Source organism: Sorangium sp. So ce145 (genome assembly GCF_051525985.1).
Taxonomy (GTDB): Bacteria; Myxococcota_A; Polyangia; order Polyangiales; family Polyangiaceae; genus Sorangium; species Sorangium cellulosum_B.
In genome coordinates this window covers 5,813,116-5,838,043 of record NZ_CP150315.1, presented here as the reverse complement: position 1 = coordinate 5,838,043, position 24,928 = coordinate 5,813,116, and the positions used below count along the sequence as shown (strand labels likewise).

Annotated in this window: 1 protein-coding gene (cut by a window edge); it reads left to right on the top strand. The window is 73.5% G+C overall.

Annotated features, from left to right (window positions below; genetic code table 11):
* Positions 1–24,928, top strand: partial view of an SDR family NAD(P)-dependent oxidoreductase gene (locus WMF34_RS21380; RefSeq protein WP_437994382.1) — the 3' portion only. 326 nt of this gene lie to the left of the window's left edge; 24,928 of the gene's 25,254 nt are visible here — the last part of the coding sequence; the start codon falls outside the window, past its left edge; it ends in the stop codon at positions 24,926–24,928.

The window sequence follows — 24,928 nt, the reverse complement described above, 5'->3', positions numbered from 1 at the left end:
CCACGCCGGCTTCCGGGATCCCGACCCGTTCGACGCCTCGGGCCGGAGGCGGCGTGCGGGGTTCATCGACGACGTCGGCGGCTTCGACCCGCTCTTCTTCAACATCTCGCCCCTGGAGGCCGAGTTCATGGAGCCCCAGCAGCGCCTCTTCCTCCAGGCCGCGTGGCACGCGCTGGAGGACGCGGGCTGCTCTTCGGAGCGGCTGCGGGGCCGGCGCTGCGGCGTCTTCGTGGGGTGCTCCGCCGACAGCGGCTATCTGCATCTCGTCGAGCAGAGCAGCGCGAACGCTTACCAGCTCATGGGCATCGCGACGTCGATCCTGGCCTCGCGGCTGGCCTACTTCCTCGACTGGAAAGGGCCGGCCGTGGCCGTCGACACCGCCTGCTCGTCCTCGCTGACGGCCCTTCACATGGCGTTTCGCAGCATCCGCGAGGGGGAGAGCGAGCTCGCCGTCGTGGGCGGGGTGGCCGCGTTCTCGACGGCGGTCATTTACGATCTCCTGGGCAAGGCGGGGATGCTCTCGCCCGACCGGCAGTGCAAGGCCTTCGACAGGAGGGCCGACGGCTTCGTCCCCGGCGAGGGCGTCGGCGTCGTCGTGCTCAAGCCCCTCGAGGCCGCCCTCGCGGACGGCAACCCCGTCTACGGGGTGATCAAGGGGATCGGCGTCAATCAGGACGGGAAGACCAACGGCATCACCGCGCCCAGCGCAGCGTCCCAGGCCGAGCTGATCCGCCGCGTCTACACCGAGTTCCGGATCGATCCCGAGGCGATAGGCTACGTGGAGGCCCACGGCACCGGGACCAAGCTCGGCGATCCCATCGAGTGCGACGCGCTCACCGACGCGTTCCGGAGCTTCACCGCGAAGCGCAGCTACTGTGCGCTCGGCTCGGTGAAGACGAACATCGGCCACACGCTGGCCGCGGCCGGGATCGCCTCGCTCATCAAGGTCCTGCGCTGCCTCGATCGAAAGCAGCTCGTGCCCTCTCTCCACGTCGAGGCGATCAACCCGCATATCGCGCTCGACGAGAGTCCATTCTACATCAGCACGGAGCACAGGGACTGGGACGCTCCTCCAGGCCGGCCCCGCATGGCGGCGCTGTCGTCCTTCGGCTTCAGCGGCACCAACGTCCATGCCGTCATCGCCGAAGGGCCGAGCGCGCCGCCGCGCAGGGCGCGGAGCCGCCCTCGCTATTTCCTCCCCGTGTCGGCCAAGAACCAGGCCGCGCTGGCGGCGAAGATCCGCGATCTCGCCCGGTGGGAGGGCCTGTCGCGCGTCGATCTCGGAGACCTGTGCGCGACGGCGCTCCTCGGGCGCGCCCATTTCCCGCTCCGCGCCGCGTTCCTGTTCTCCGGCAGGGACGAGCTGGTCCGCGGCCTGCAAGCCGTGGCAGCCGGTGAGCCGTGGCCCGGATACGAGGTCCGCGATCTGAAGGAAGACCCGTGCGAGCCGGAGCCGGAGCGGCTCCAGCGCGGCCGCGTCCTGCTGGCGTCGCTGACCTCCATGGACCCGGAACGCTACGCAGAGGCCCTGGCCGAGGTGGCGGCGCTCTATCTCCAGGGCTTCCCGCTGGACTTCGGGCAGCTCTACGCCGGCGAGCCTCACCGCGTCGTGCCGCTCCCGCTCACGCCGTTCGCGAAGAAACACTACTGGCCTCCTGTCCCGGCAAGCCCCGGCGCCGCGGGCGGAGCCCGCGCCGGGTCCAGGGCCATGATCCTCGAGAAGAACTGGCGCCCCAGTCCATCCACGATGCCTGCGAGCGACGGGATCAACTGGATCAATGCCGTCAATGTGATCAACGGCGTCCATGGGATCGGCGCGGTGCCCGGCGCGGGCGCCCGTGCTTCCGGTCCCGCGGCCGGCGGGCGGGTGATCGTGCTCTCGACGCCGGAGACGGCGTCCCTGGTCGAGCCCCTCCGCGCGCGCTTCCCGGACCTCCTTCCGGTGCGCTTCGGCCGCCCGGGGCAGGACGTGTGGGACGTGGACTCCGCCGTATCCGCGGCGCGAGAGGCGCTCCGGCAGAGCCCCTCAATCGAGGGGATCGTGGACCTCACCGACGCTGGCGCGGCGGAGGTGGGCGACGTCGCGGAGGTCGCGCCGAAGCTCGCCTTCGCCGGCGAGATCCTCGCCGAGCGCGTTCACCGCGACCTCTTCTACGTGCACCTGACCCGGGGCCTCGCCGGCGTCTCCGGGCGGCCCAGCCGCAAGGCGGGCGCGCTGTTCTCCGGGCTGGTCCGCGCCCTCGCGGCGGAGCACCGCCGGTTCCGGGCGCGGACCGTGGACGTGGAGCCGGACGCGGCGCCCGAGGTGATCGCGGAGCGCGCGCTCCGGGAAGCGGGTGAGCCCGGTCCGGAGGTCGAGATCGCTTATCGGGACGGCCAGCGCCTCGCGCCCCGGCTCGAGCCGATCGCCGGCGGCGGGCGCGCGCGCGCTCCGCTCGCCTGCGATCCTCGCAAGGTCTACGTGATCACCGGCGCCACCGGAGGGATTGGCCAGCTCCTCGCCAGCTTCCTCGTCGACCGGGGGGCGCGGCGGCTCGTGCTGATGGGCTATCGCCCGCTGCCGCCGCGCGACCAGTGGGAGCGCGTGGCCGGCGATCCCGGCGCCGATCCGAGGGTTCGCCGCGCCCTGCAGCAGGTCCTCGATCTCGAGGCGCGGGGCGCCCGCGTGATTTCCTGGTCGGGCTCCCTCGTCGACGAGCGCCGCCTGGAGGAGCTCTTCGCGGGCGTGCGGCGCGATCTCGGCCCCATCGGCGGTGTGCTCCACGCGGCCGGACTGGCGCCGTCGAGCAACGTCGCCTTCATCCAGAAGCCGCTCCCGGACTTCCTCCGTATCCTCGAGCCCAAGGTCCAGGGGCTCGAGGTCCTTCACCGCCTGTTCTCCCGGGACGCGCTCGACTTCTTCGTGCTGTTCTCCTCGGTCGCCGGGGTGCTCCCCGCGCTGGGCGCCGGCCTGAGCGATTACGCCACCGCCAACGCGTTCATGGACCACTTCGCCGCGCTCCATGGCGCCCCCTACCTGGCCCTGAGCTGGCCTGTCTGGGAGGGCGTGGGCCTGGGCGAGCACACGAGCCCCATCTACCGGCAGCTCGGGTTCCTGCCCCACGCCGAGGCGCAGGGGCTCGAGCTCCTGGAGCAGGCCATGGCACACGAGGGGAGCGCCCATCTCGTCCCGTGCCTGGTCGATCCCGAGCGCTTCGATACGACCGTTCTGCTGCACGCGAGGCAAGGGAGTCACGCGCAGCAAGGGAATCACGCGCAGCAAGGGAATCACGCGCAGCAAGGGAATCACGCGCAGCAAGGCAATCCGGCGCGGCCGGCGAGCCCGCCGGTGTCCGAGGGCGCATCCACGGACGGCGTGTCGCGCGCGCTGGCCGGCCTCCGCGAGCTCTTCGCCCGCGAGCTCAAGCTGGCCGAGCACGAGCTGCACGACAACACCCGCTTCGAAGAGCTCGGCGTCGACTCCGTCCTGCTGATCGGGCTCATCGCCAAGGTCGAGAAGCGGGTGGGCTCCAAGATCGATCCCTCGCTCTTCTTCGAGTACCCCACGCTCGCCCGCCTCGCCGCGCAGCTCGGATCCTCCTGGAAAGAGCCGGCCCCGGCGCCCTCGGCCGCCGCTCTCGCCGCCCGGCCGCCGGCCGCGTCCGCGGGGCATGCCGCGGCGGCGCCAGCGCGCGAGGGCTCCGCCACGCTGCAGTGGGTGCGCGGCCAGCTCGCCGGCCTCGTCAAGGTCCCCGAGGCAGAGCTCGACGCCAGCACGCCCATCGAGGAGCTCGGCATCGATCCCACCGTCCTGACGTCGCTGCGGCACCACATCGAGGCGTCGTTCGAGGTCGCCCTCGATCCGGCGCAGCTCTTCGAGCACCGGACGCTGGAGCGGCTGTGCGGCTGGCTGGACGAGGCCTGCCCCGCCATCACCCGCGCGATCTCCGCGGGTAGCTCGGGCGGCGCCCACGCAGGCGCGGCGCCCCGGGGCGCGTACGACAGCGCGCCCGTGCTTCAGGCGCGGTTGGAGAGCGCTGCCCCCGGCGCAGCGGGCGCCGCCGCAGCGCCGCGGCCGGATCGGATCGCCGTCATCGGGATGGCCTGCAACTTCCCCGGAGCCGCCGATCTGGACACCTACTGGCGCAACCTCGCGGCCGGGAAGAGCGGTATCGCGGAGGTTCCGCCGTCGCGCTGGCCGGTCGAGCGCTTCTACAGCGCCACGCTCGAGCCGGGGAAGAGCACCGGCAAGTGGGGTGGCTTCATCGAGGGGATCGAGCTCTTCGACCCGGAGCACTTCGGCTTCAAGCCGGAAGACGCGCCGTCGGTCGACCCGCTGATCCGTCAGGCCCTCCAGGTCGCGACGCAGGCGTTCCGCCACGCCGGGTACGAGAGGCGCGAGCTCGGCGGACGTGCGATCGGGGTGTTCGTGGGCGGGCGGGTCGGCGACTACGGCGAGCGCATCCACATGGGCACGAAGAGCGTCATGGCCAGCACGGGCCAGAACTTCATCGCCGCCCACATCTCGCACGTCTTCGACCTCGCCGGCCCGAGCCTGCTCGTGGACACGGCCTGCTCGTCATCGCTCGTGGCGATTCACCTGGCCTGCCAGAGCCTCCTGTCGGGCGAGGTGGAGATGGCCCTGGCCGGCGGCGTGGACCTGCTCCTCGACGAGAAGCCTTATCTCCGGCTGAGCGAGAGTCAGGCGCTTTCGCCGGACGGGGTGTGCCGCGCGTTCGATGAAAAGGCGAGCGGGCTGGTGCCAGGGGAGGGCGCGGGCGCCGTGCTCCTCAAGCCCCTCGCGCAGGCCCTGGCCGACGGCGACCGGATCCTCGCCGTCATCGAGGCCACGGCCGTGAACAACGACGGTCGGACCATGGGGATCACCACGCCGAACCCCGACGCCCAGGCCAGGGTCGTCAGCGCGGCGCTGCGCCGGGCAGGGATCAGCGCGCGGGCGATCACGTACGTGGAGACCCACGGCACAGGCACGATGATCGGCGACCCCATCGAGCTCAAGGCCCTCACGCGCGTGTTCCGCGAGGACACGGACGCGCGCGGCTACTGCGCGGTGGGGAGCATCAAGACGAACATCGGCCACCTGCTGAGCGCCGCGGGCATGGCCGGCTTCATCAAGGTGGTGCTCTCCCTCCAGAACCGGCAGATCCCGCCCACCCTGAACTGCGAGACGCCGAACCCGCGCTTTCGCTTCGCCGATTCGCCCTTCTTCCCCAACCTCCGCCTGCGCGAATGGGAACAAGGCGGCGACCTCGGACGCCACGCGGGAATCAGCGCCTTCGGCTTCGGCGGCACCAACGCGCATGTCATCGTCGGGGAGCTCGTGCCAGGGCTCGCCGAGGCGGGCCGGGCGCTCCGGCAGCCGCTCCCTCCTGTCCAGTTCAACCTCCGGCGCTTCTGGCTCGACAAGGTCGCGGCCGGCGCGGGCCCCGCGCTCGCCGCGCGCGGGACGGAGAGCGCGGCGCGTGTTGCCGAGCGCGAGGCGCGCGAGCCGCTACCGCCGCTTCTCCGCGTCGAGGCGCGCGGCGCGCCGGCATCGGAGGGGCAACTGCCGCCCTTCCGCGTGGTCATCACCAACGAGGATCCCATCGTCCGCGATCACCGCGTCCACGGCGTGCGGATCATGCCGGGGGTCACGTTCCTCGACCTGATCTGCCGGGCGCTGCAGTCGTGCGGACACGCGCTGGAGCGGGTGGAGCTGCGCAACGTCCTGTTCTCGAAGCCCCTCGTGACAGCGGACGCGTACGACCGCGACCTCGAGATCCGCTTCGAACGCGCGGGGGCCTTCTGGAAGGTGGCAGCGTGCTCGCGCAAGGTGAAGGGCGGCCGGATCGTCGAGGACGCCTGGGAAGAGCACTGCCAGTGCGAGGCGCACCTCACGCGCGAGCCCCTTGCCGGGGCGCTCGATCCGGGCGCCATCGAGCGCCGCGCCTCCCGGGTCGCCGATCTCGACGAGGCATACGCGTTCGCTCGCAGCGTCGATATCCGCCACGGCGTCTTCATGAAGAACCTGGGCGAGGTGTTCTTCGAGCCGGACGGCGTGCTGGCCCGGCTGGTGCTGAGCGAGTCGGCCCAGGCGTACCTGCCGCATTTCGCGTTCCACCCCGTCTTCCTGGACGGGGCCACGCTCGTCCCGGCGCTCTTCGTCAAGGAGGCGCAGCAGGCCGCGGACAAGCCCGCGGTGCCCATCTACATCCGGTCCTTCCGCGCCGCGAAGGCGCCCGGGCGCGCATGCTACGTGCGCGTGCTCCGCCGCACCGCGGAGAACCTCCTCGGCGATCTGATGTACGTGGACCTGGACCTCCACGACGAGCAGGGCCAGCTGGTCGCCCGGCTGAGCAGGTTCGGGACGAAGCGGATCCGGTCGAGCGCGCTGATCACCCGGCTCCAGGGGGCCGGCCACGCAGGCGCGCCCGCGCTGCTCGCTGGCGAGGCCCCGCCGCCCGAGGCCCGCCCTCGCGAACACGCGCCGGACGCCGCGGCGGCGCTCAAGGCGCGCCTGCGGCAGCTCGTCGCCGGCCGGCTGGGGCGAGATCCAGAGAGCGTCCCGACGGAGCGCGGCTTCTATGAGCTGGGCCTCGAGTCCACCGATCTGCTCGATCTGGTCCGCGAGCTGGAGGCGCTCCTCGGTGAGCAGCTCTATCCCACGCTCCTGTTCGAGCACGCGACGATCGACGAGCTCGCCGCGTACCTCCGCCGCGCGCACCCGGACCGGCTCGCCGCGGCGCCGACCACGGCGAGCGCTGCGCCGTCGGACGCCGCCGGCCCCGCGGGCGCGGCCGGCGCGCTCGACACGCCCGACACGCTCGTTACGCTCGACACGCCCGGTTCCACCTTCGCGACGGCGCCCCTGGAGGACGCGCTGCGGCGCAAGATCGCCGGGCTGCTCGGGGTCCCGCCCGCGCAGGTCCGGTCCGACAGCGGCTTCTACGAGCTGGGCCTCGAGTCCACCGATCTGCTGAGCCTCGCGCGGGAGCTGGAGGCGCTCCTCGGCGAGCAGCTCTACCCGACCGTGCTGTTCGAGCACCCGACGATCGACGCGCTCGTCGCCCACCTGCGGCGGGAGTTCCCCGGCCGCTCGCTCGGCGCGCCCGAGACGCCCCGGTCCGTCGCGTCGGAGGCCGAGGAACAGACGCTCTTCCTGCGGCCGGAGTGGCGCGATGCGCAGCGGCGGACCTCGTCGAAGGAGCCGTTCGCGCCGGTCCTCCTCTTCGCCGATGATCCCGCGCTGCGGGCGCACCTCGAGCGGAAGCTCCGGGAGGCGACCGGCGGCGCCGGCGAGCCGAGCCCGGTCCTCCTGATCGAGCCAGGCCAGCGCTTCGAGGCCGTGGATCCGGCCACCTATCGCCTCGACTTCGGTCGCGAGGACGACGCCCTCGCGCTCCTTGGCGCGCTGGTCGAGCGCGGGCTCGCTCCGCGGACCGTCGTGGTGATGGAGCCGAGCGCCCCGCCAGGCGAGGAGCCGAGCGCGCTCGAGGCGCTTTCGCGATCGAGCCTCTTCACGCTGCTGTCCCTGGTCAAGGCGCTCGTCGCGCGGCGCCTCGGGCACGCGGTCCGCGTCCTCCATGTCCACGGCGAGATCGATGGCCTGTCCCGGCCGCTGCACGCCGCCGTGGCCGGCTTCGCGAGGACCGTCACCGCGGAGCTGCCGAGCTCCGTCTCGTGCCGGATCCTCTGCGTGGCCGCCCCGGCGAGGCTCTCGCCGTCCGAGCTCGCCGAGCTCCTCTGGCCGGAGATCGTTTATCCGGACACGGCCGCAGAGATCCGCCTCGCCGGCGGGCGTCGCGCTGCGCGGCAGTGGCGGGAGATCCCGCTCCCGCTCGCCGGGGAGGGCCCGCGCCCCGTCGACCAGGGCGTCTATGTGATCACGGGCGGCGCCGGCGGGCTCGGCTTCCTCTTCGCGACCTACCTCGCGCGCCATCATCGGGCGCGCCTGGTGCTGGCGGGCCGCTCCGAGCGGAGCGCGGACATCGACGCCCGGCTCGAGCAGCTCGCCGCGCTGGGCGGGCAGGCGATTTACGTCAGCGCCGACATCGCCGACCGCGCGCAGGTCGCCGCGCTCGTCGCCGCGGCCAGGGCGCGCTTCGGCCGGATCCACGGCGTGCTCCATGCCGCCGGCGTCCTCCGTGACGGCCTCGCTGTCACCCGGAGCCGCCAGGATTTCGAGGCCGTCGTCGCCCCGAAGGTCCTCGGCGCCGTCTTCCTGGACGAGGCGACCCGGGGCGATGATCTCGATTTCCTGGTCCTGTTCTCGTCGACCGCCGCGATCGCCGCGAACCCCGGCCAGAGCGCGTACGCCTTTGCCAACACCTTCCTCGACCGGTTCGCCGAGGCGCGCGACCGCCTGCGCGCGCGCGGAGAGCGCTCCGGGAAGAGCCTGTCCATCGACTGGCCGCTCTGGAGAGACGGCGGCATGCGCGTGGATCCGCGCGTCGAGGCCCACCTGGCCAGGACCAAGGGGGTGCAGCCGCTGTCCGCGGAGGCCGGCATCCAGGCCTTCCTCGCGGGGCTCTCCTCCAGCGGCACGAGCTTCGCCGTCCTGCGGGGGCAGGCCGACAAGCTCCGCGCCGCCCTGGGAAGCGCGCTCGCGCCCCGGGAAGAGACGCCCGCGAGCCCGCCCGCGGTGGTCCGCCCGCCCGCCGCGGCGACCGATCGCGAGCCTGTGTCCGCCGCGCGCGCGACGGCGGCGCGTGCGGCCTCTCCGCCGCGGGAGCGGGGCCCGGCGCCGCTCGACGTGGCCATCGTCGGCGTGAGCGGCCGCTACCCGATGGCGCCCGATCTCGATCGCTTCTGGGAGAACCTCGAGGCCGGCAGGGACTGCATCACCGAGATCCCCGCCGAGCGCTGGAACCACAGCGCCTTCTTTGCGGAGGGCTCGCCGGGCAAGGCGTACACGCGGTGGGGCGGCTTCCTCGACGACGTGGATCGCTTCGATCCGATGTTCTTCCACATCAACCCGCGCGACGCGGCGACGCTGGACCCGCAGGAGCGGCTGTTCCTGGAGATCGCCTGGCAAGCGCTGGAGGACGCCGGCTACACCCGGGCTCAGCTCGGCGGGAAGCGGGTCGGGGTCTTCGCCGGGGTGATGTGGGGGCAGTACCAGCTCCACGGCGTTCCGCCTTCCGATCTCGGCCATCCGATCGCGCTGAGCTCGTCGTTCTCCTCCATCGCGAACCGCGTCTCGTACTTCTTCGACCTCAGCGGTCCGAGCATGGCCGTGGACACGATGTGCTCGTCCTCGCTGACCGCGATCCACCTGGCCTGCCAGAGTCTGGTCAGCGGGGAGAGCGAGCTCGCCCTGGCCGGCGGCGTCAACCTCACGCTCCACCCCAACAAGCACCTGTTCCTGAGCCAGGGTCACCTGGCCTCGCCCGACGGGCGTTGCCGCGCCTTCGGAGAGAGCGCGAACGGTTACGTCCCCGGAGAGGGCGTGGGCGCCGTCCTCCTCAAGCCGCTCGACCGAGCGATCGCGGACGGCGATCGCATCCACGCCGTCATCAAGGCGATCGCGATCAACCACGGCGGCCGGACCAGCGGTTACACGGTGCCGAGCCCCGCCGCCCAGGGCGCGCTCATCGAGGACGCGCTGCGACAGGCGGGGTGGCCTCCGCGCACGGTGACGTACGTCGAGGCGCATGGCACCGGCACCGCGCTGGGGGATCCCATCGAGATCGCCGGGCTCTCCAGGGCCTTCGGCCCCGCCGCGGTCGAGCCCGGGCGATGCGCCATCGGCTCGGTCAAATCCAACATCGGTCACCTGGAGTCGGCCGCGGGCATCGCTGGCCTCACCAAGGTGCTGCTGCAGATGAAGCACCGGCAGGTGGCGCCCTCGCTGCATGCCGCGCGGCTGAACCCCCGCGCGCACCTCGATGGCTCCCCGTTCCGCGTCGCGCAGGAGCTCGCCCCCTGGCGCCCGGCCACGGACGCCGAGGGGCGGGCGTTGCCGCTCCGCGCCGGCGTCAGCTCGTTCGGCGCCGGCGGGGCCAACATCCACGTCCTGCTGGAGTCCCACGAGGACCCGGCGAGCGCCGCGCCCTCGCCGGGGAGCGACCCGGCCGGGGGCCAGGTGCTCATCCCGCTCTCCGCGCAGGACGAGGAGCGCCTCGCCGCTGTCGCCCGCCGCCTGCGCGACGCCATGACCAGGCGCGAGGAGGCCGGGCCCTCGCCCTCTGAGGAGCGCCGGTTCCTCGCCGACGCCGCCTACACCCTGCAGACCGGCCGCGAGGTGATGCCCGCGCGCCTCGCCTTGGTCGTGTCCTCGCGGCGCGAGCTCGTGGACGCGCTGGACCGCTTCCTGGCCGGCGAGGGCGGCGGCTTCGTCGCCGGGAGCGCCGCGGGCAGCACGTCGCCGTGGACGGCGGCGATCAGCGGCGAGGACGCCGAGGTGCTCATCGAGCGCTGGCTGCACCAGGGCGCCCTCGACAAGCTGGCCAGGCTCTGGGTGACGGGCGTGGCCGTGGACTTCCGCCGGCTGCCCGGGTCGCGGGGGCGGCGCAGGATCTCGCTGCCCGTCTACCCGTTCGCCGGAGAGCGCTACTGGGTGCCCGTCCCGGTTCCGCGGGAGCCCGGCCTGGTCGCGCCCTTGCACCCGCTCATCGATCGGGTCGTCCCGCGCCTCGGGGCCGGGGAGGTCGTGTTCCAGAGGACCCTGTGGCCCGAGGAGCCCATCGTCCGGGATCACCTGCTCCACGGCCGGCCGGCCCTCCCGGCCGCGGCCTACCTGGAGATGGCTCGAGCGGCGGCCGCGCTGGTCGAGGCGCCCGGCGCCGCGCCGGCGGCCGCGAGCACGGCGCCCACGTGGCCTGCGGACGTCGTGTTCCTCCAGCCGCTCTGGGTCGACCAGCCCGTGGACGTCCGCGTCGTGCTCACGGAGGCGAGCGGGAGGCGCTCCTTCGAGATCCGGAGCGAGGCCGGCGGCCGGCAGATTGTCCACGCGCGGGGCGCGCTGCTTCCGGCTGCCGTGGGGCCGGCGCCGGCGCGGCTGTCCGTGGCCCAGGTCGAGGACGGAGCCCGTCTCTCCAGCGGCGAGGCGCTGCGCGCGCGCGCCCGCGCCGCGGGGCTCCACCACGGGCCCACCCTGCACTGCCTGAAGAGCGTCAGGATCAAGGGCGACGAGGTCCTCGGCGCGCTGGCGCTCGAGCCCGCCGCCGGGCCCGCGTTCCGGGAGGACCGCCGGGTCGTGCTGCATCCCTGCCTGGTGGATGCGGCGTTCCAGGCGCTGACCGGCCTCCTGGACGAGGGCGGGGAGGGCGCCGGCCGGACGCTGGTGCCCTTCTCGGTCGGTCGGGTGGAGGTGCTCGACGCGCTCGTCTCCCCGGGCCACGTCTACGTCCAGAGGGCCGGGGAGCTCCGGTTCCACGTTGCGATCCTCGACGACGCCGGCGTGACGCGCGCGCTGCTCCACGACGTGACCGTGCGCGAGTACCGCGACGCCCGCGCGCCGTCGCTGTTCGTGCCGGCATTCCAGGAGCGCCCGCTCCCGGAGCCGCCCAGGGCCGCGGCCCCGCGCGGGGTGCTGCTCGTCCACCCCGCCGCCGTCTCCGGCTGGATCCCCGCCCTGAGCAGCGCGTTCCCGCCAGGAACCGTGCGCCGCATCCAGCTCGGCGCCGAGGAGCGCCCGCTCGGGCCTGGGGCCTGGTCCATCCGAGCCGACGATCCGGAGGCGCTGTCCCGTCTCCTGGACGGCGCCGCCGGCGACGCCCTGGACGCGGTGGACACGATCTACTTCCTGGGTGGGCTCTCGCCTGCGCCGTTCGCCGCTGCCGACCTGAGCGCGCTGGGCCGGAGCCAGGAGCACGGCGTGCTCACGCTCTTCCGGCTGCTCCGCCGCCTCCACGTCCTCCACGCGACGCACGCGCACCGCGCCTTGCAGATCAAGGTGGTAACCAACGACGCGCTCCGGGTCGGTCGCGAGGCCGTGCTCAACCCCGGTGCGGCGAGCCTCGTCGGGCTGTGCAAATCCGCGGCGAGGGAGCTCTCCCGGTGGCAGTTCGCCGTCCTCGACGTCCCGCTGCTGGGCGGGCGCGGCGAGGACCTCGGGGCGCGGTTCGGCGCCCTGGTCCCGGCCATCGTCGCCGAGACCGGCGAAGCCGAGGTCGCGGAGGTGGCGATCCGCGAGGGCAGGCGGTACGTGCGCGCGCTGTCGCCCGTCGCGCTGCCCGCGCCGGAGGCTCCTCCCTTCCGGGAGCGCGGCACCTACCTCGTGCTGGGGGGCGCGGGTGGGATCGGGCTGACCTTGAGCCGCACGCTCGCGAGGGCGGCCTCGGCCCGGCTGGTGCTCCTCGGCCGGCGCCCGCTGACGCCGGAGATCCAGCGGGCCCTCGACGAGCTCCACGCGCTGGGCGGCGAGGCCGTCTACCTCCAGGCCGACGCCGCCGATCCGGGCAGCATGGGGCGCGCGGTGGCCGCGGCCAAGGACCGCTTCGGTCGCATCCACGGCGTCGTCCACTCGGCGATCGTGATGCGCGACCGGTCGCTGGTGAACATGGACGAGGAGACCTTCAGGGCCGCGCTGGAGCCCAAGGTCCGCGGCAGCGCGGTCCTCTTCGAGGCCGTCCGGAACGAGCCCCTGGACTTCTTCCTGTTCTTCTCCTCGGTCCAGTCGTTCGGCGGCGGCGCGGGCCAGAGCAACTACGCCGCGGCGTCCACGTTCGAGGACGGCTTCGCCCACCACCTGGGCACGCACCTCGGCGTCCCCGTGAAGGTCGTGAACTGGGGGTACTGGGGCAGCGTCGGCGTCGCGGCGACGCCGGCCTACCGGGAGCGCCTTGCCCGGATGGGCGTCCAGTCGATCGAGCCCGAGGCCGGCATGGAGGCGCTGGTGCGCATCATGGCCTCTTCCTCACCGCAGGTCGTGGTGATGAGGGCCGCCCCCGAGGTGCTGCGCCAGCTCGGGGTCGTGGGCCAGGGCGAGGAAGCGCGAAAGGCCGCGCCCGCTCCGGCCGAGCCCACGGCGGCCCGCGAGGCGAAGGTCCAGCGCCGCGCGCTCGCCGCGGCAGGCGAGCAGGCCGCGGCCGCGACCCCTCGCGAGCGCTTCGTCGCGTATGCGAAGGCGATCTTCGCCGAGGTCCTCCAGATCCCGCCCGGGAAGATCGACCCCGCGGCCACGTTCGAGACCTACGGCGTCGACTCGATCGCCAACCTCGACCTGCTCCGCCGCTTCGAGGTGGATCTCGGGCCCCTCGCCCCCACGCTGCTCTTCGAGCACCTCACCGTGGACGCGCTCGCCGCGTACTTCGCCGAGCGCCACGCCGGAGCCCTCGATCAGCTCGGGCGCCCCTCGTCGGGCGAGACGATCACCCGGAGCGACCTGTTCCGGAGCAGGGGTGCCGTCCCCGAGCGAGCGCCTGTCGCGCCGTCCGGGGCCGCAGCACCGGCCACGCCGTCCGGGGCCGAGGCCACGGACGAGCGGCAGAGCGCGGCGGGTACGGCGCGCCCGCGCGGCGCCGCTGCCGGAGAGAGCCCGCGCGAAGCACCCGCGCCCGCGAGGGCCGGCGCCCTCCCGGCGGCGCGGGAAGACATCGCCGTCATCGGCGCCAGCGGCCGTTACCCCGGCGCGCCGGATCTTCGCCGGTTGTGGAGCAACCTCGAGAAGGGGATCTCGAGCATCCGGGAGATCCCGCCGGATCGCTGGGACTTTCGCCCCCATTTCGATCCAGCGGAGGGCAAGGGGGGCCGGAGCTACTCCAGGTGGGGCGGCTTCCTGGACGAGGTGCGCTGCTTCGACGGGCTCCTGTTCAACATCTCGCCCAAGGAGGCCGAGGGCATGGATCCCCAGGAGCGCCTCTTCCTCGAGGTCGTGTGGAGCCTCTTCGAGGACGCCGGTTATGCCCACGATGCGCTGCTCCGGGCGGCCCCGAAGACAGGCGTGTTCGTCGGCGTCATGAACCGCGATTACGAGTGGCTCGGCGGCTACGCCTGCGCCCGGGGAAAGCTGACCTACGCGCACTCGTCCTTCTGGTCGATCGCCAACCGGGTCTCGTATTTCTTCAACTTGAGGGGGCCCAGCATGGCGGTGGATACCGCCTGCTCCTCGTCGCTGACCGCCCTCCACCTCGCGTGCGAGAGCCTGCGCGCGGGCTCCTGCACCTCCGCCGTTGTCGGCGGGGTCAACCTCCTCCTCAGCCCGATCCACTACGCGCGGCTGACCCTCGTGGACATGTTGTCGCGGGACGATCGCTGCAAGAGCTTCGGCGCGGACGCCGACGGCTTCGTGGTCGGCGAGGGCGTGGGTGCAGTCCTGCTCAAGCCCCTGTCCCTGGCGCTGGCCGACGGCGACCGCATCCTCGCCGTCCTCAAGGGCTCCGCCGTCAACGCGGGCGGCAAGACAGGCGGTTATACCGTCCCCAACCCGAACGCGCAGGCGGAGCTCATCACCCGCGCCCTCGAGGAGGCCCAGATCGATCCGGCCACCATCGGGTACGTGGAGGCGCACGGGACGGGCACCGTCCTCGGGGATCCCATCGAGATCGCCGGGCTCTCGCGGGCCTTCCAGTCCGGGACCGGGGCCCACGGCCGCTGCGCCGTCGGCTCGGTGAAACCCAACATCGGACACCTGGAGTCCGCGGCCGGCATCGCCGGATTGACCAAGGTGCTGCTGCAGCTCGAGCACCGCACCCTCGCGCCCTCGCTCCACGCGGAGCCTCCCAACCCGCGGATCGACTGGGCGAGCTCGCCGTTCTCCCCGCAGACCCGGCGTGAGCCCTGGACGCCGATCGCGCGGGACGGGGAGGGGACGGCGTGGCCCAGGCGCGCGAGCGTGAGCTCCTTCGGCGCGGGCGGGGCCAACGCCCACGTCATCGTCGAGGAGCACCGCGACGAGCGCGCGTCCGAGGCGTCCTCGGAGCCCCAGCTGTTCCTGCTCTCGGCCAAGACCGAGGAGCGGCTCCGCGCCTACGTCGCGCGGTGGCAGGCGTTCCTGGAAGAGGAGGTCGACGAGATCGAGGAGCTCGTCGCTCCTGCGCGCCGCGCGGCGAAGGGCTCGCCGGCCGCGATCCGCCCGCAGGTCCTCGCGCTGATCGCCGGCGCGCTCTCGGTGTCCCCGGCCGATCTCGATCCGGACGACGACCTCTCGGAGTACGGCCTCGATCAGGCCGGCGTGGGGCGCGTCGTCGACCACCTCAACGCCGCCCTGGGCACCGACCTCACGCTCCACGCAGCGTCCTGGTGCTCGAGCGTGAACGCGTTCGTCGCGGCGCTCACCGGAGGTGATGCCGGCGCCCGCGTGAGCCAGGACGAGCCGGCGCCGCCGCGCCTTGCTCTCGACGACGCGGCGTTCGTGCTGCAGACCGGCCGGACGCCCATGGCCGAGCGCCTGGCGCTCGTCGTCTCCGACTTCGGCGAGCTGCACGCAGCGCTCGGCGCCTACCTCGCGGGTCGCGCTCCGGCCTCGCTGCTCCGCGGCCGCGCCGGCGCCAAGGAGGGCGAGACGGCGGGGGCCCTGGACGTCCAGGCCATGCTCCGCGACCGACATCTTCCGGCGCTCGCCCGGGTCTGGGTCGCCGGCGGCGAGGTGGACTGGCACCGCCTGCCGCGCTCCCGCGAGCCCCGCAAGGTGTCCCTTCCGACGTACCCCTTCGCGCGCGAGCCTCGCTGGATCCCGGACGCGGGCCCGCTCGTCTTGCCGGTCGGCGCCGCGCCGCCCGCGGCGGCGAGCCGCGAGGAGGCTTCCCCCGGCGATCCCTGCTTCTATTACGGGTTCGACTGGGAGCCCTCGCCGATCGCTGCCGAGCGCGGGGCGCCGCTGCGGGGGGTCACGCTGAGCCTCGAGGCCGGCGACGGACAGGGCGGCCGCGATCTGCCGGGCGCCGTGGTGCGCGTGCGCCCGGGTCCCGCGTACCGCGAGGTGCATGGCGGGGGCTTCGAGATCCGCATCGACGCGGCGGGCGATTACGACCGCATGGTGGCCGCCCTCGCGGCCTCGAGGCGGTTGCCCGAGCGGATTGTCCACCAGTGGAGCCTCGCCGGCGGCGCGCCGGCCGCGGCGGAGGAGATCCTCACCCGCGGCGAGGCGCTCCTCGATCTCGGGGTGCATTCGTTGTTCCACCTGCTCGGCGCCCTGGCGCGGGCCGGTCACAGGGGCCTCTCGCGCGTGCTCTTCGCGTACCCGGAGCTCGACGGTCCCAACCCGTTCCTGGAAGCCGTGGCCGGCTACGGTCCCTCGCTGCGCCACGTCTTTCCGGAGCTCGTCTTCACCGTCGTGAGGCTGGAGGGGACGGCCGCGCGCGCGGCGCACGGCGCCCTGGCCGACGAGTGCCGGGCCGCTGCGGCCGAGGTGCTGTACCGCGGCGACCTGCGCCTCGTGCGCGCGATCGCGCCGCTCCGGGTCCCGCCGCCGCCGGACGGCGCCGCGCGGCGGCGCGACGGGGTGTACCTGCTGACCGGCGGCGCCGGCGCGCTGGCGTCCCTCGTCGCCCGGCACCTCGCCCGCGCCGGACGCCCGCATCTGGTCCTCACCGGACGCTCGCCCGACGTCCGGCCGGCGCTCGTGGCCGAGCTGGAGGGCCTGGGCGCCACGGTGAGCTACCGGAGCGTCGACGTCGCCGACCGGGCCGGCATGGCACGGGTGATCGACGAGATCCGGCGCCGCTCCGGCCGCCTCGACGGGGTGATCCACGCCGCGGGCGGGACCGACGCGACGCGGATCGGTGACAAACCGCACCGCGACTTTGCGGCCGCCCTGCGGAGCAAGATCCAGGGGACCGTCGTGCTCGACGAGGTTACGCAGGACGAGGATCTGGACTTCTTCGCCCTGTTCTCGTCGACCTCCGCGGTCCTCGGCGATTTCGGCCAGTGCGACTACGCGGTGGGCAATCGCTTCCTGGACGCCTATGCGCAGTACCGGACCCGGCTCTGCCAGTCGGGCCGGCGCCGTGGCCGGACGCTCTCCGTGAACTGGCCCCTGTGGCGGGAAGGCGGCATGCACTTCGACGCGCGCGGCGAGCAGCTCTACCTGCGCTCGACGGGCATGAGGTACCTCGAGGCCGACGAGGGCCTCGCGGCCTTCGACAGGCTCCTCGCCTCCGGAGCCGCGCAGGTGATGGTCCTGGCCGGCGAGCGCGCGAAGATCGAGCGCCTCCTCGGCCTGACGCCGCCGGCCGCCGTCGCCGTGGCCCCCGCGCCGGCCGCCGTGGCCCCCGCGCAGGCAGCGCAGGACGCGCGGGCCGGGGCGGCCGCGGCGGAGAGGCTCACGGAGGTCGTGCGCCGGATGGCCGCGGAGATCATCGGGCTAGAGCCCGAGCGGCTGGGTGTCGACGTCAACCTGGGAGACGTCGGGTTCGACTCCATCGACCTCAAGACCTTCTCCGCGCGCATCGACGATCGGCTCGGCGTCACCGTGAGCCCGACCGTGTTCTTCTCTCACCCCGATGTGCGCGGGCTGGTGGACCACCTGCTCGCGACCTTCCCGGCGCTGAGCAAGGCCCCCGACACCACCCGCGACGCAGCGACGGGAGGCCGGTCCTCGGCTCCTCGCGGCGAGCCGGCCGCCCCGATCGCGGGCAGCGCATCCGCCACGCGCGCGCCGGGGGGCGGCGCCCAGGGCGATGCGATCGCCATCATCGGCGCGAGCGGCATCTTCCCGCGATCGCGCGATCTGCGCGCCTTCTGGGAGAACCTCCGCGATGGCGTGGACCTCATCACCGAGGTGCCGCCCGAGCGCTGGGACTTTCGCGCCTACGACGGCGACCCCACCGAGCCCGGGAAGACCCGCTCCCGGTGGGGAGGGTTCATCCCCGATCACGACGCCTTCGATCCGCGGTTCTTCAACCTCTCGCCCGCCGAGGCCGAGCTCATGGATCCCCAGCACCGCCTGCTCCTGCAGGCCGCCTGGCACGCCATCGAGGATGCCGGTTACCGGGCCTCGGACCTCGGCGGCCAGCCCGTGGGTGTGTTCGCGGGGATCCAGTACGACGATTACAGCCGGATCCTCCAGCAGAGCGGCGCGTGGGGGGCCCAGGCGGCCACGGGGAACAACCTGGCCATGCTGGCCAACCGGGTCTCCTTCCTGCTCAACCTCCACGGGCCGAGCGAGGTCGTGACCACCGCCTGCTCCAGCAGCCTCGTGGCCGTCCACCGCGCCGTCCACTCGCTGCGCCTCGGCGAGTCCACGCTCGCGCTCGCGGGCGGGGTGACCCTGATGTGCTCGCCCGAGGGCGTGATCGGCGCCGACCAGCTCGGCATCCTCTCCCCGGACGGCCGCTGCAAGACGTTCGACCGGCGCGCCGACGGCTTCGTGAAAGGCGAGGGCGTGGGCGTGGTGCTCCTCAAGCCCCTCGAGCGGGCCGTCCTCGACGGCGATCGGATCCTCGCGGTCATCCGCGCCACGGCGGTCAACCACGGCGGGCGGGCCGCGTCGCTGACCGCCCCCAACGCGCAGGCCCAGGCCGATCTGCTGGTGGACGCCTACGCGCGGGCCGGCGTGTCCCCGGAGACCGTCACCCTCATCGAGACCCACGGCACCGGCACCGAGCTGGGCGACCCCGTCGAGGTCGACGGCCTCAAGCTCGCCTTCCGCCGCCTCGCCGAGCGCCAGGGCCTGGCGCTGCCGGCGCGGCCGTACTGCGCCCTGGGCGCCGTGAAGACGCAGATCGGCCACCTCGAGCCGGCGGCCGGCATCGCCGGCCTCCTCAAGCTCGTGCTGTCCATGCAGCACCGGACCCTGCCGGGGAACCTCCACCTGCGCGAGCCCAACCCGTACCTTCACCTCGAGGGCTCGCCGTTCTACCTGCCGACGGAGACGCGGCCGTGGTCGCCGCTCCTCGACGAGCACGGCGACCCCGTTCCCAGGCGCGCGGGCGTGAGCTCGTTCGGGTTCGGCGGCACCAACGCGCACGTCGTGCTGGAGGAGTACCCCGAGCCGCCCCCGCCGCCGCCCCGGAGCGGGCCGCGGTTGCTCGTGCTCTCCGCGCGGGACGAGGCGCGCCTGCGCGAGTACGCGCAGCAGCTCGCCGACCGCCTCGAGGCGCTGAGCCGCGACGCGGCGCCCTCGTGCGACCTCTCCGACGTCGCCTACACGCTGCTCGTGGGCCGCGAGGTGATGTCCTCCCGGCTGGCCGTGATCGCCGGCTCGCTCGGCGAGGCGGCGTCCGCGTTCCGCCGGTTCTGCCGGGGGGACACGCCGTCGGGGCAGGTGTTCCACGGTCGGGTCGACCCGAGCGGCAGGTCCGCGCCGTCCCAGGTGAGGCGCGACGCCCCGCTGGCGCAGACCGGCGGCGGCGCCCCGCTGGCGCGAGCGGGCGGAGATGGGGTGAACCTTGTCGACCTCGCCGCGGCCTGGGTGATGGGGGCGCCCCTGCCGGCCGACGTGCTGTTCGCGGGGAGCCGGCCCAGGCGCGTCGCCTTGCCGACCTATCCCTTCGCCCGCGAGCGGTACTGGGCCGGCAGCGCCCCGCGGCCGCCGGTCGAGAAGGCCGCTCCCGGGCCCGACCTCTGCCAGGACCTGTTCTACGAGCCGGTGTGGACACCGCTGCGCGCCCCGCTCGCCGCGTCGTTCAACGGCCCGACCGGCGCCTCACCGGCGCCAGCGCGGCAGGACGTGCTCATCGTCTCCACGCCGGCCGCTGAGCCGCTCCGGCGGGCCCTCGCCGCGGCGCATGCCGGGGACGAGGTGCGCTCGCTCGGCCTCGGCTCGGGCGACGGCTCGGACGCGCCGCTCGAGGCCGTGCTCGCGGGGCTCCGCCCGGGCGCGCTGGTCTATGTCCTGCCGTTCGCGGGCGCGGAAGGCGCGGCCGGAGCCGCCCCGACGCGCGCGATCACCGCGTTCTTCCGGCTGATCAAGGCGCTCTTCCGGCGCGGCTTCGACGTGAACCCCCTGAAGCTCAAGGTCGTCGGGAACGAGACCTTCCACCTCGAGGCAGGGCCCGTCCGTTCGCCCCTCGCCGCCGCGTTCTACGGGCTGGCGAAGGTGCTGGCCAGGGAGTGCGAGCACTGGGAGATCGCCTGCCTGGACCTCGCGCTCGGCGAGGAGAGCGCCAGGCCGACCGCGGGCAGCGTGGCCGGCAGCATGACCAGCAGCGTGGCCAGCAGCGTTGACCGAGTCCGCGCCTTCCCCTGGAGCCGGCAGGGCACCCTGGCGCTGCTCCGCGACGGCGTGCTCTACGAGCAGGAGCTCGTGGCCGTCGCCGTGCCACCGCGGGCGCCGCCGTTCCGGCGAGGTGGCGTGTACTTCCTGGTCGGCGGCACGGGCGGCGTGGGCCACGCGCTGAGCCTCCACCTGGCCGAGGCCGTCGGCGCTCGCCTCGTCTGGGTCGGCCGCAGGCCGCTCGATCGCGAAATCGAGCGCCAGATCGCGGCGGTGGAGGGCAGGGGAGGCAAGGTCCTCTACCTGCAGGCCGACGTCACCGACCTCGCCGCGATGAAGGCGGCCGTGGCCCGGGCGAAGGCCGCCTTCGGTCGCATCGACGGCGTCATGCACGGCGCGATCACTCTTGCGGACGGCCTCCTCGCCGGGATGACCGAGGAGCGGTTCACCGATTGCCTGGCCCCCAAGGTCGAGGGGAGCCTTGTGCTCGGCGAGGTGTTCGCCGGCGAGCCCCTCGACTTCATGACGTTCTCCTCCGCAGCGGCGGCGCTGTTCGGCAACGCCGGCCAGGGCAACTACGTGGCCGCGAGCTGGTTCGAGGACGCCTTCGCCCTCGGGCTCGCCGCGCGCGTCGCGTACCCGGTCCAGGTGATCGACTGGGGGTTCTGGGGGCTCGTCGGGGCCGCCAACCTGCCCGAGGTCGAGCGGCGCTACGCCGCGCAGGGCGTTCATCCGCTCACCGTGCCCGCGGCCGTGGAGGCCTTCGGCCGGATCGTGGCCTCGCCGGCGCGGCAAATCCTGGTCTTCCGGGCTGACAGCGCCGCCTTGCGGCGCGCCGGCATCCTCCGGCGTCGCGAGGTCTACCCCGCCAGCGCCGCTTCCGTGCTCGAGGAGCCGCTCGTCCTGCCCGCGTCCGAGTCCATGGCTGCGGAGCCGTCACGGGCGTTCGACGAGGCCCTCCAGCAGGTGGACGAGCTCGCCTGCTGGGACCTCCTGGCCGCCTTCCAGCGCGAAGGCTGCTTCGAGCGGCGCGGCGCGGGCTGCGGTCGAGGCGCGCTGCTCCGGCGGCTCGGCGTGGTGGCGCCGTACGATCGGCTCCTCGACGTCCTCTTGCAGATCCTCGCGCGCGCGGGGTTCGTCGAGCTCCGCGGCGACGAGGTGATCGCGACCGCCCGGGTGGACAGCGCCGAGGCCCGGGAGCGGCTGCGTCGCCTGACCGACGAGCGCGAGCGGCTCTGCCGGACGCCGCCCGTCGGCGCGCATGCGGCCCTGCTCTCGGCGTGTGTGCGCGATCTGTTCCTCGTGATGGCCGGTCACAAGAGCGGGGCCGAGGTCCTGTTCCCGGGCGGCTCGTCCGAGCTGGTGAGCGGCGTCTACCAGGGCAACGCGGCCGCGGATCATTTCAACCGTCTGGCGGCGTGGGCGGCGCGTGCGTACGTCCGCCGGCGCTCGGGTGCGGAGCCGCTCGCCGAGCTCCGGGTCCTCGAGGTGGGCGCGGGCACGGGGAGCCTGAGCGCGCGCGCCCTCGACGCCTTCGCGGCGGAGGGGGTGCGGGTTCGCTACGTCTACTCGGACGTATCCCGCGAGTTCCTTCGCGCAGGAGAGCGGCGGTTCGGGGCGGCGTACCCGTTCCTCGAGTTCCAGGTCGTCGACCTCGAGCGGGACGTGGAGGCGCAGGGCCTCACCCCGGGCTCGTTCGATCTGATCCTGGCGAGCAACGTGCTGCACGCCACGCGGAACGTTCATCGCACGCTGGAGCGGCTCAAGCGCCTGCTCAAGGCCCATGGGGTCCTGCTGTTCAACGAGGTGACCCGGGCGGAGACGTTCCTGTCGCTGACCTTTGGCCTGACCGCGGGGTGGTGGCATTTCGAGGACGGAGACCGGCGCCTCCCTGGCTCTCCGCTGCTCAGCCCGGCGGGGTGGCGCGCCGCATTGCAGACGGCCGGCTTCCGTCGCCTCCACCTCTTTGGCCAGGCCGGGATCGAGCCCCTTGAGGCCCCGCAATGCGTGGTGATGGCCGAGAGCGACGGCGTCGTGGTCGCGCCGCTCGCGCCGCTCGCGCCAGATAGCGCGCACGCGGAGGCGCAGCGGGTCGGACGCCAGGGTGAGGCGGCGCAGCGGGCCGGACGCCAGGGCGAGGTCGCGCAGCGGGCCGACCGCTCGCCCGGGCGCAGCGCCGGCTCCGACGAGGCGGCCGCCCGGTGGATCCGCGATGAGCTGCGCGGGGTCCTGGCGCGGACCCTCAAGCTGGATCCCGCGAGCGTCGAGGACGAGGTGCCGCTCGACGCCCTTGGCGTGGATTCGCTCGTCATGATGACGCTGAAGCGAGAGCTGAGCAGAGACTACCCGGATCTGCCGGCGACGCTCTTCCTGGAGCACTCGACGCTCGCCGAGCTCACCGGCTACTTCCTGGAGCACCAGCGCTCGGTCGTGGACCAGCGCTGCCGGGACGCGGAGGGCGTCGCGCCGGCGGCGCTGGTCCACGAGCGCGCGCCGGCCGCCGCGGCGCCCGTGATCGAGGAGAGCGGCGCTCGGCTCGCTCCGGAGAGCGCCGCGGACGACATCGCCATCCTCGCCCTAGACGGGCGTTATCCCCAGGCGCGCTCGCCGGAGGAGCTCTGGGAGAACCTCCGCGCCGGGAGGGAGTGCACGAGGGAGGTCCCCGCCGATCGATGGGACGTGAGCGCCTACTACGACGCTGACCCCCGGAGGGCCGCCGCGGGCAGGATGTACTGCAAATGGGGCGGCTTCCTGGACGATATCGGCCGCTTCGACGCCCTGTTCTTCCAGATCTCGCCCACGGAGGCGGCGAGCCTCGACCCGTCCGAGCGGCTCTTCCTGGAGATCGCGTGGTCCACCCTGGAGCGCGCCGGGTACGCGCGGCGGAGGCCGCAGTCGCGATCGGTCGGTGTCTTCGTCGGCGTCAACGTGGGGGATTACCACCTGCTCGCCCTGGAGGAGCAGGCGCGGGGACGCTGGGTGTTCTCCAATCCCTCGTTCTCTGCGATCGCCAACCGGGTGTCGTACTTCTTCGACTTCCAGGGGCCGAGCCTGGCAATCGACACCCAATGCTCCTCGTCGCTGACAGCCATTCACCTGGCGTGCGAGAGCCTGCTGCGCGGGGAGTGCGAGATGGCGCTCGCGGGTGGGGTCAACCTCTATCCCCATCCTTCTCGTTACGTGAACCTCTGCCAGGTCAAGGCGCTGTCGTCGACGGGCCAGACCCGCAGCTTCGGCGCGGGCGGCGACGGCTTTGTCCCCGGGGAGGGCGTGGGCGCCGTGCTGCTCAAGCCGCTGCGCCAGGCCTTGCTCGACCGGGATCCGATCCTGGCCGTCATCAAGGGCAGCGCGCTCAACCATGCGGGCAAGACAAGCGGGTTCATGGCCCCGAGCCCCGCCGCGCAGGCCGACCTGCTCGAGCGGGCCCTCGCGCGGGCGAACGTGGATCCCGGCTCGGTGAGCTACATCGAGGCGCAGGGCATGGGCTCGACGCTCGTCGACGCCGCCGAGCTGGCCGCGTTCACCCGGGTGCTCCGCCGAGGCCGGCGCCAGGGGCCCTGCCTCCTCGGCTCGATCAAGCCCAATATCGGCCACCTCGAGGGGGCCGCCGGCATATCGCAGCTCACCAAGGTGGTCCATCAGCTCCGGAGCCGGCAGATCGCGCCGTCCCTCCACGCCGATCCGGTCAATCCAGAGGTGGGCTTCGATGCGTCGCTGTTCAGGATCCCCGGCGCGCTCGAGCCCTGGCCCATGCCGGTCGTCGACGGGCATGCCGAGCCCTCCACGCGGCGAGCCTGCATCTCGTCGTTCGGCGCGGGAGGCTCCGGGGTCTACCTGATCGTCGAGGAGCTCGACGATCCGGCGGCGCGGTCCGCTCCCGTGCCCATGTCCGCGCCGCAAGGCGAGCAACTGTTTGTCCTCTCTGCCATGGATGAAGAGCGCCTCGTCGCCTACGCGCAGCGGCTCCTCGACGTCATCACCTCTCGCGACGGCGCGGGGGACCTCTCCCTGCGGGATCTGGCCTTCACCCTGCAAACGGCCCGGGAGGCCATGCCGTGGCGGCTCGCCGTCGCCGCGCCCGATCTCGATCACCTGCGCGCCGATCTCCAGCAGTTCATCCGGGAGCGGCGGCAGACGGAGCGAACCCGATGGGGCCGTATCCGCCCCGCCGGAGCGGTCCTCGCCACGAGCCCCTCGCCCACGAGCCCCTCGCCCGCGAGCGCGCCTCTCTCCGCGTCTTCGGCCGTGGCGCTGGCACACGCTTGGGTGGCCGGCGCGCCGGTCGATTGGACCGCGCTGTACGAGGGAGGCCCGCCGCCCCAGCGCCTCACCCTGCCCACGTATCCTTTCGGCGGGGCTCGTTGCTGGATAACGCAGGCGCCGGTCTCCGCGCCCGCGCCGGAGGCCCCGCCCGCCGTGACGGACGCGAATGGCACGGCGGCCAGCCCGAGCACGCTGCGCGCGCCGCAGCGCGGGACGAGCCTCGACGCCATTACGACCTACCTCCAGGGCACCATCGGTGACTTCCTGGGCCTCGCCGGGTCGCTGCCCGCGGATCAAGCCCTCGTCGATTTCGGCGTGGGGTCCATTGCCATGGCCAAGCTCTGCTACCACCTGGAGCAGAGGCTGCGCCGGCCATTCCCCAATGCAGTCCTGGCGCAGGCAGGGACGATCGATTCGCTGGCGGGAATGATCGAGCGCGATCCCGCGCTCGCAGAGATCAAGGCCCAAGTGCTCCGCGCCCAGGGCGCTCCCGGCCCCGGCGCGCCGGAGCTGGCCGTGGGGCATGACGAGCTCTGGCGGCTCCTCGGAGCGCTCGGGGACGCGGAGCTCGACGCGCTCGGGGACGCGGAGCTCGACGCGCTGTTCAACGCGTTGCGCTCGCGCCCCGAGCTCGAAGGCATGGTCTGA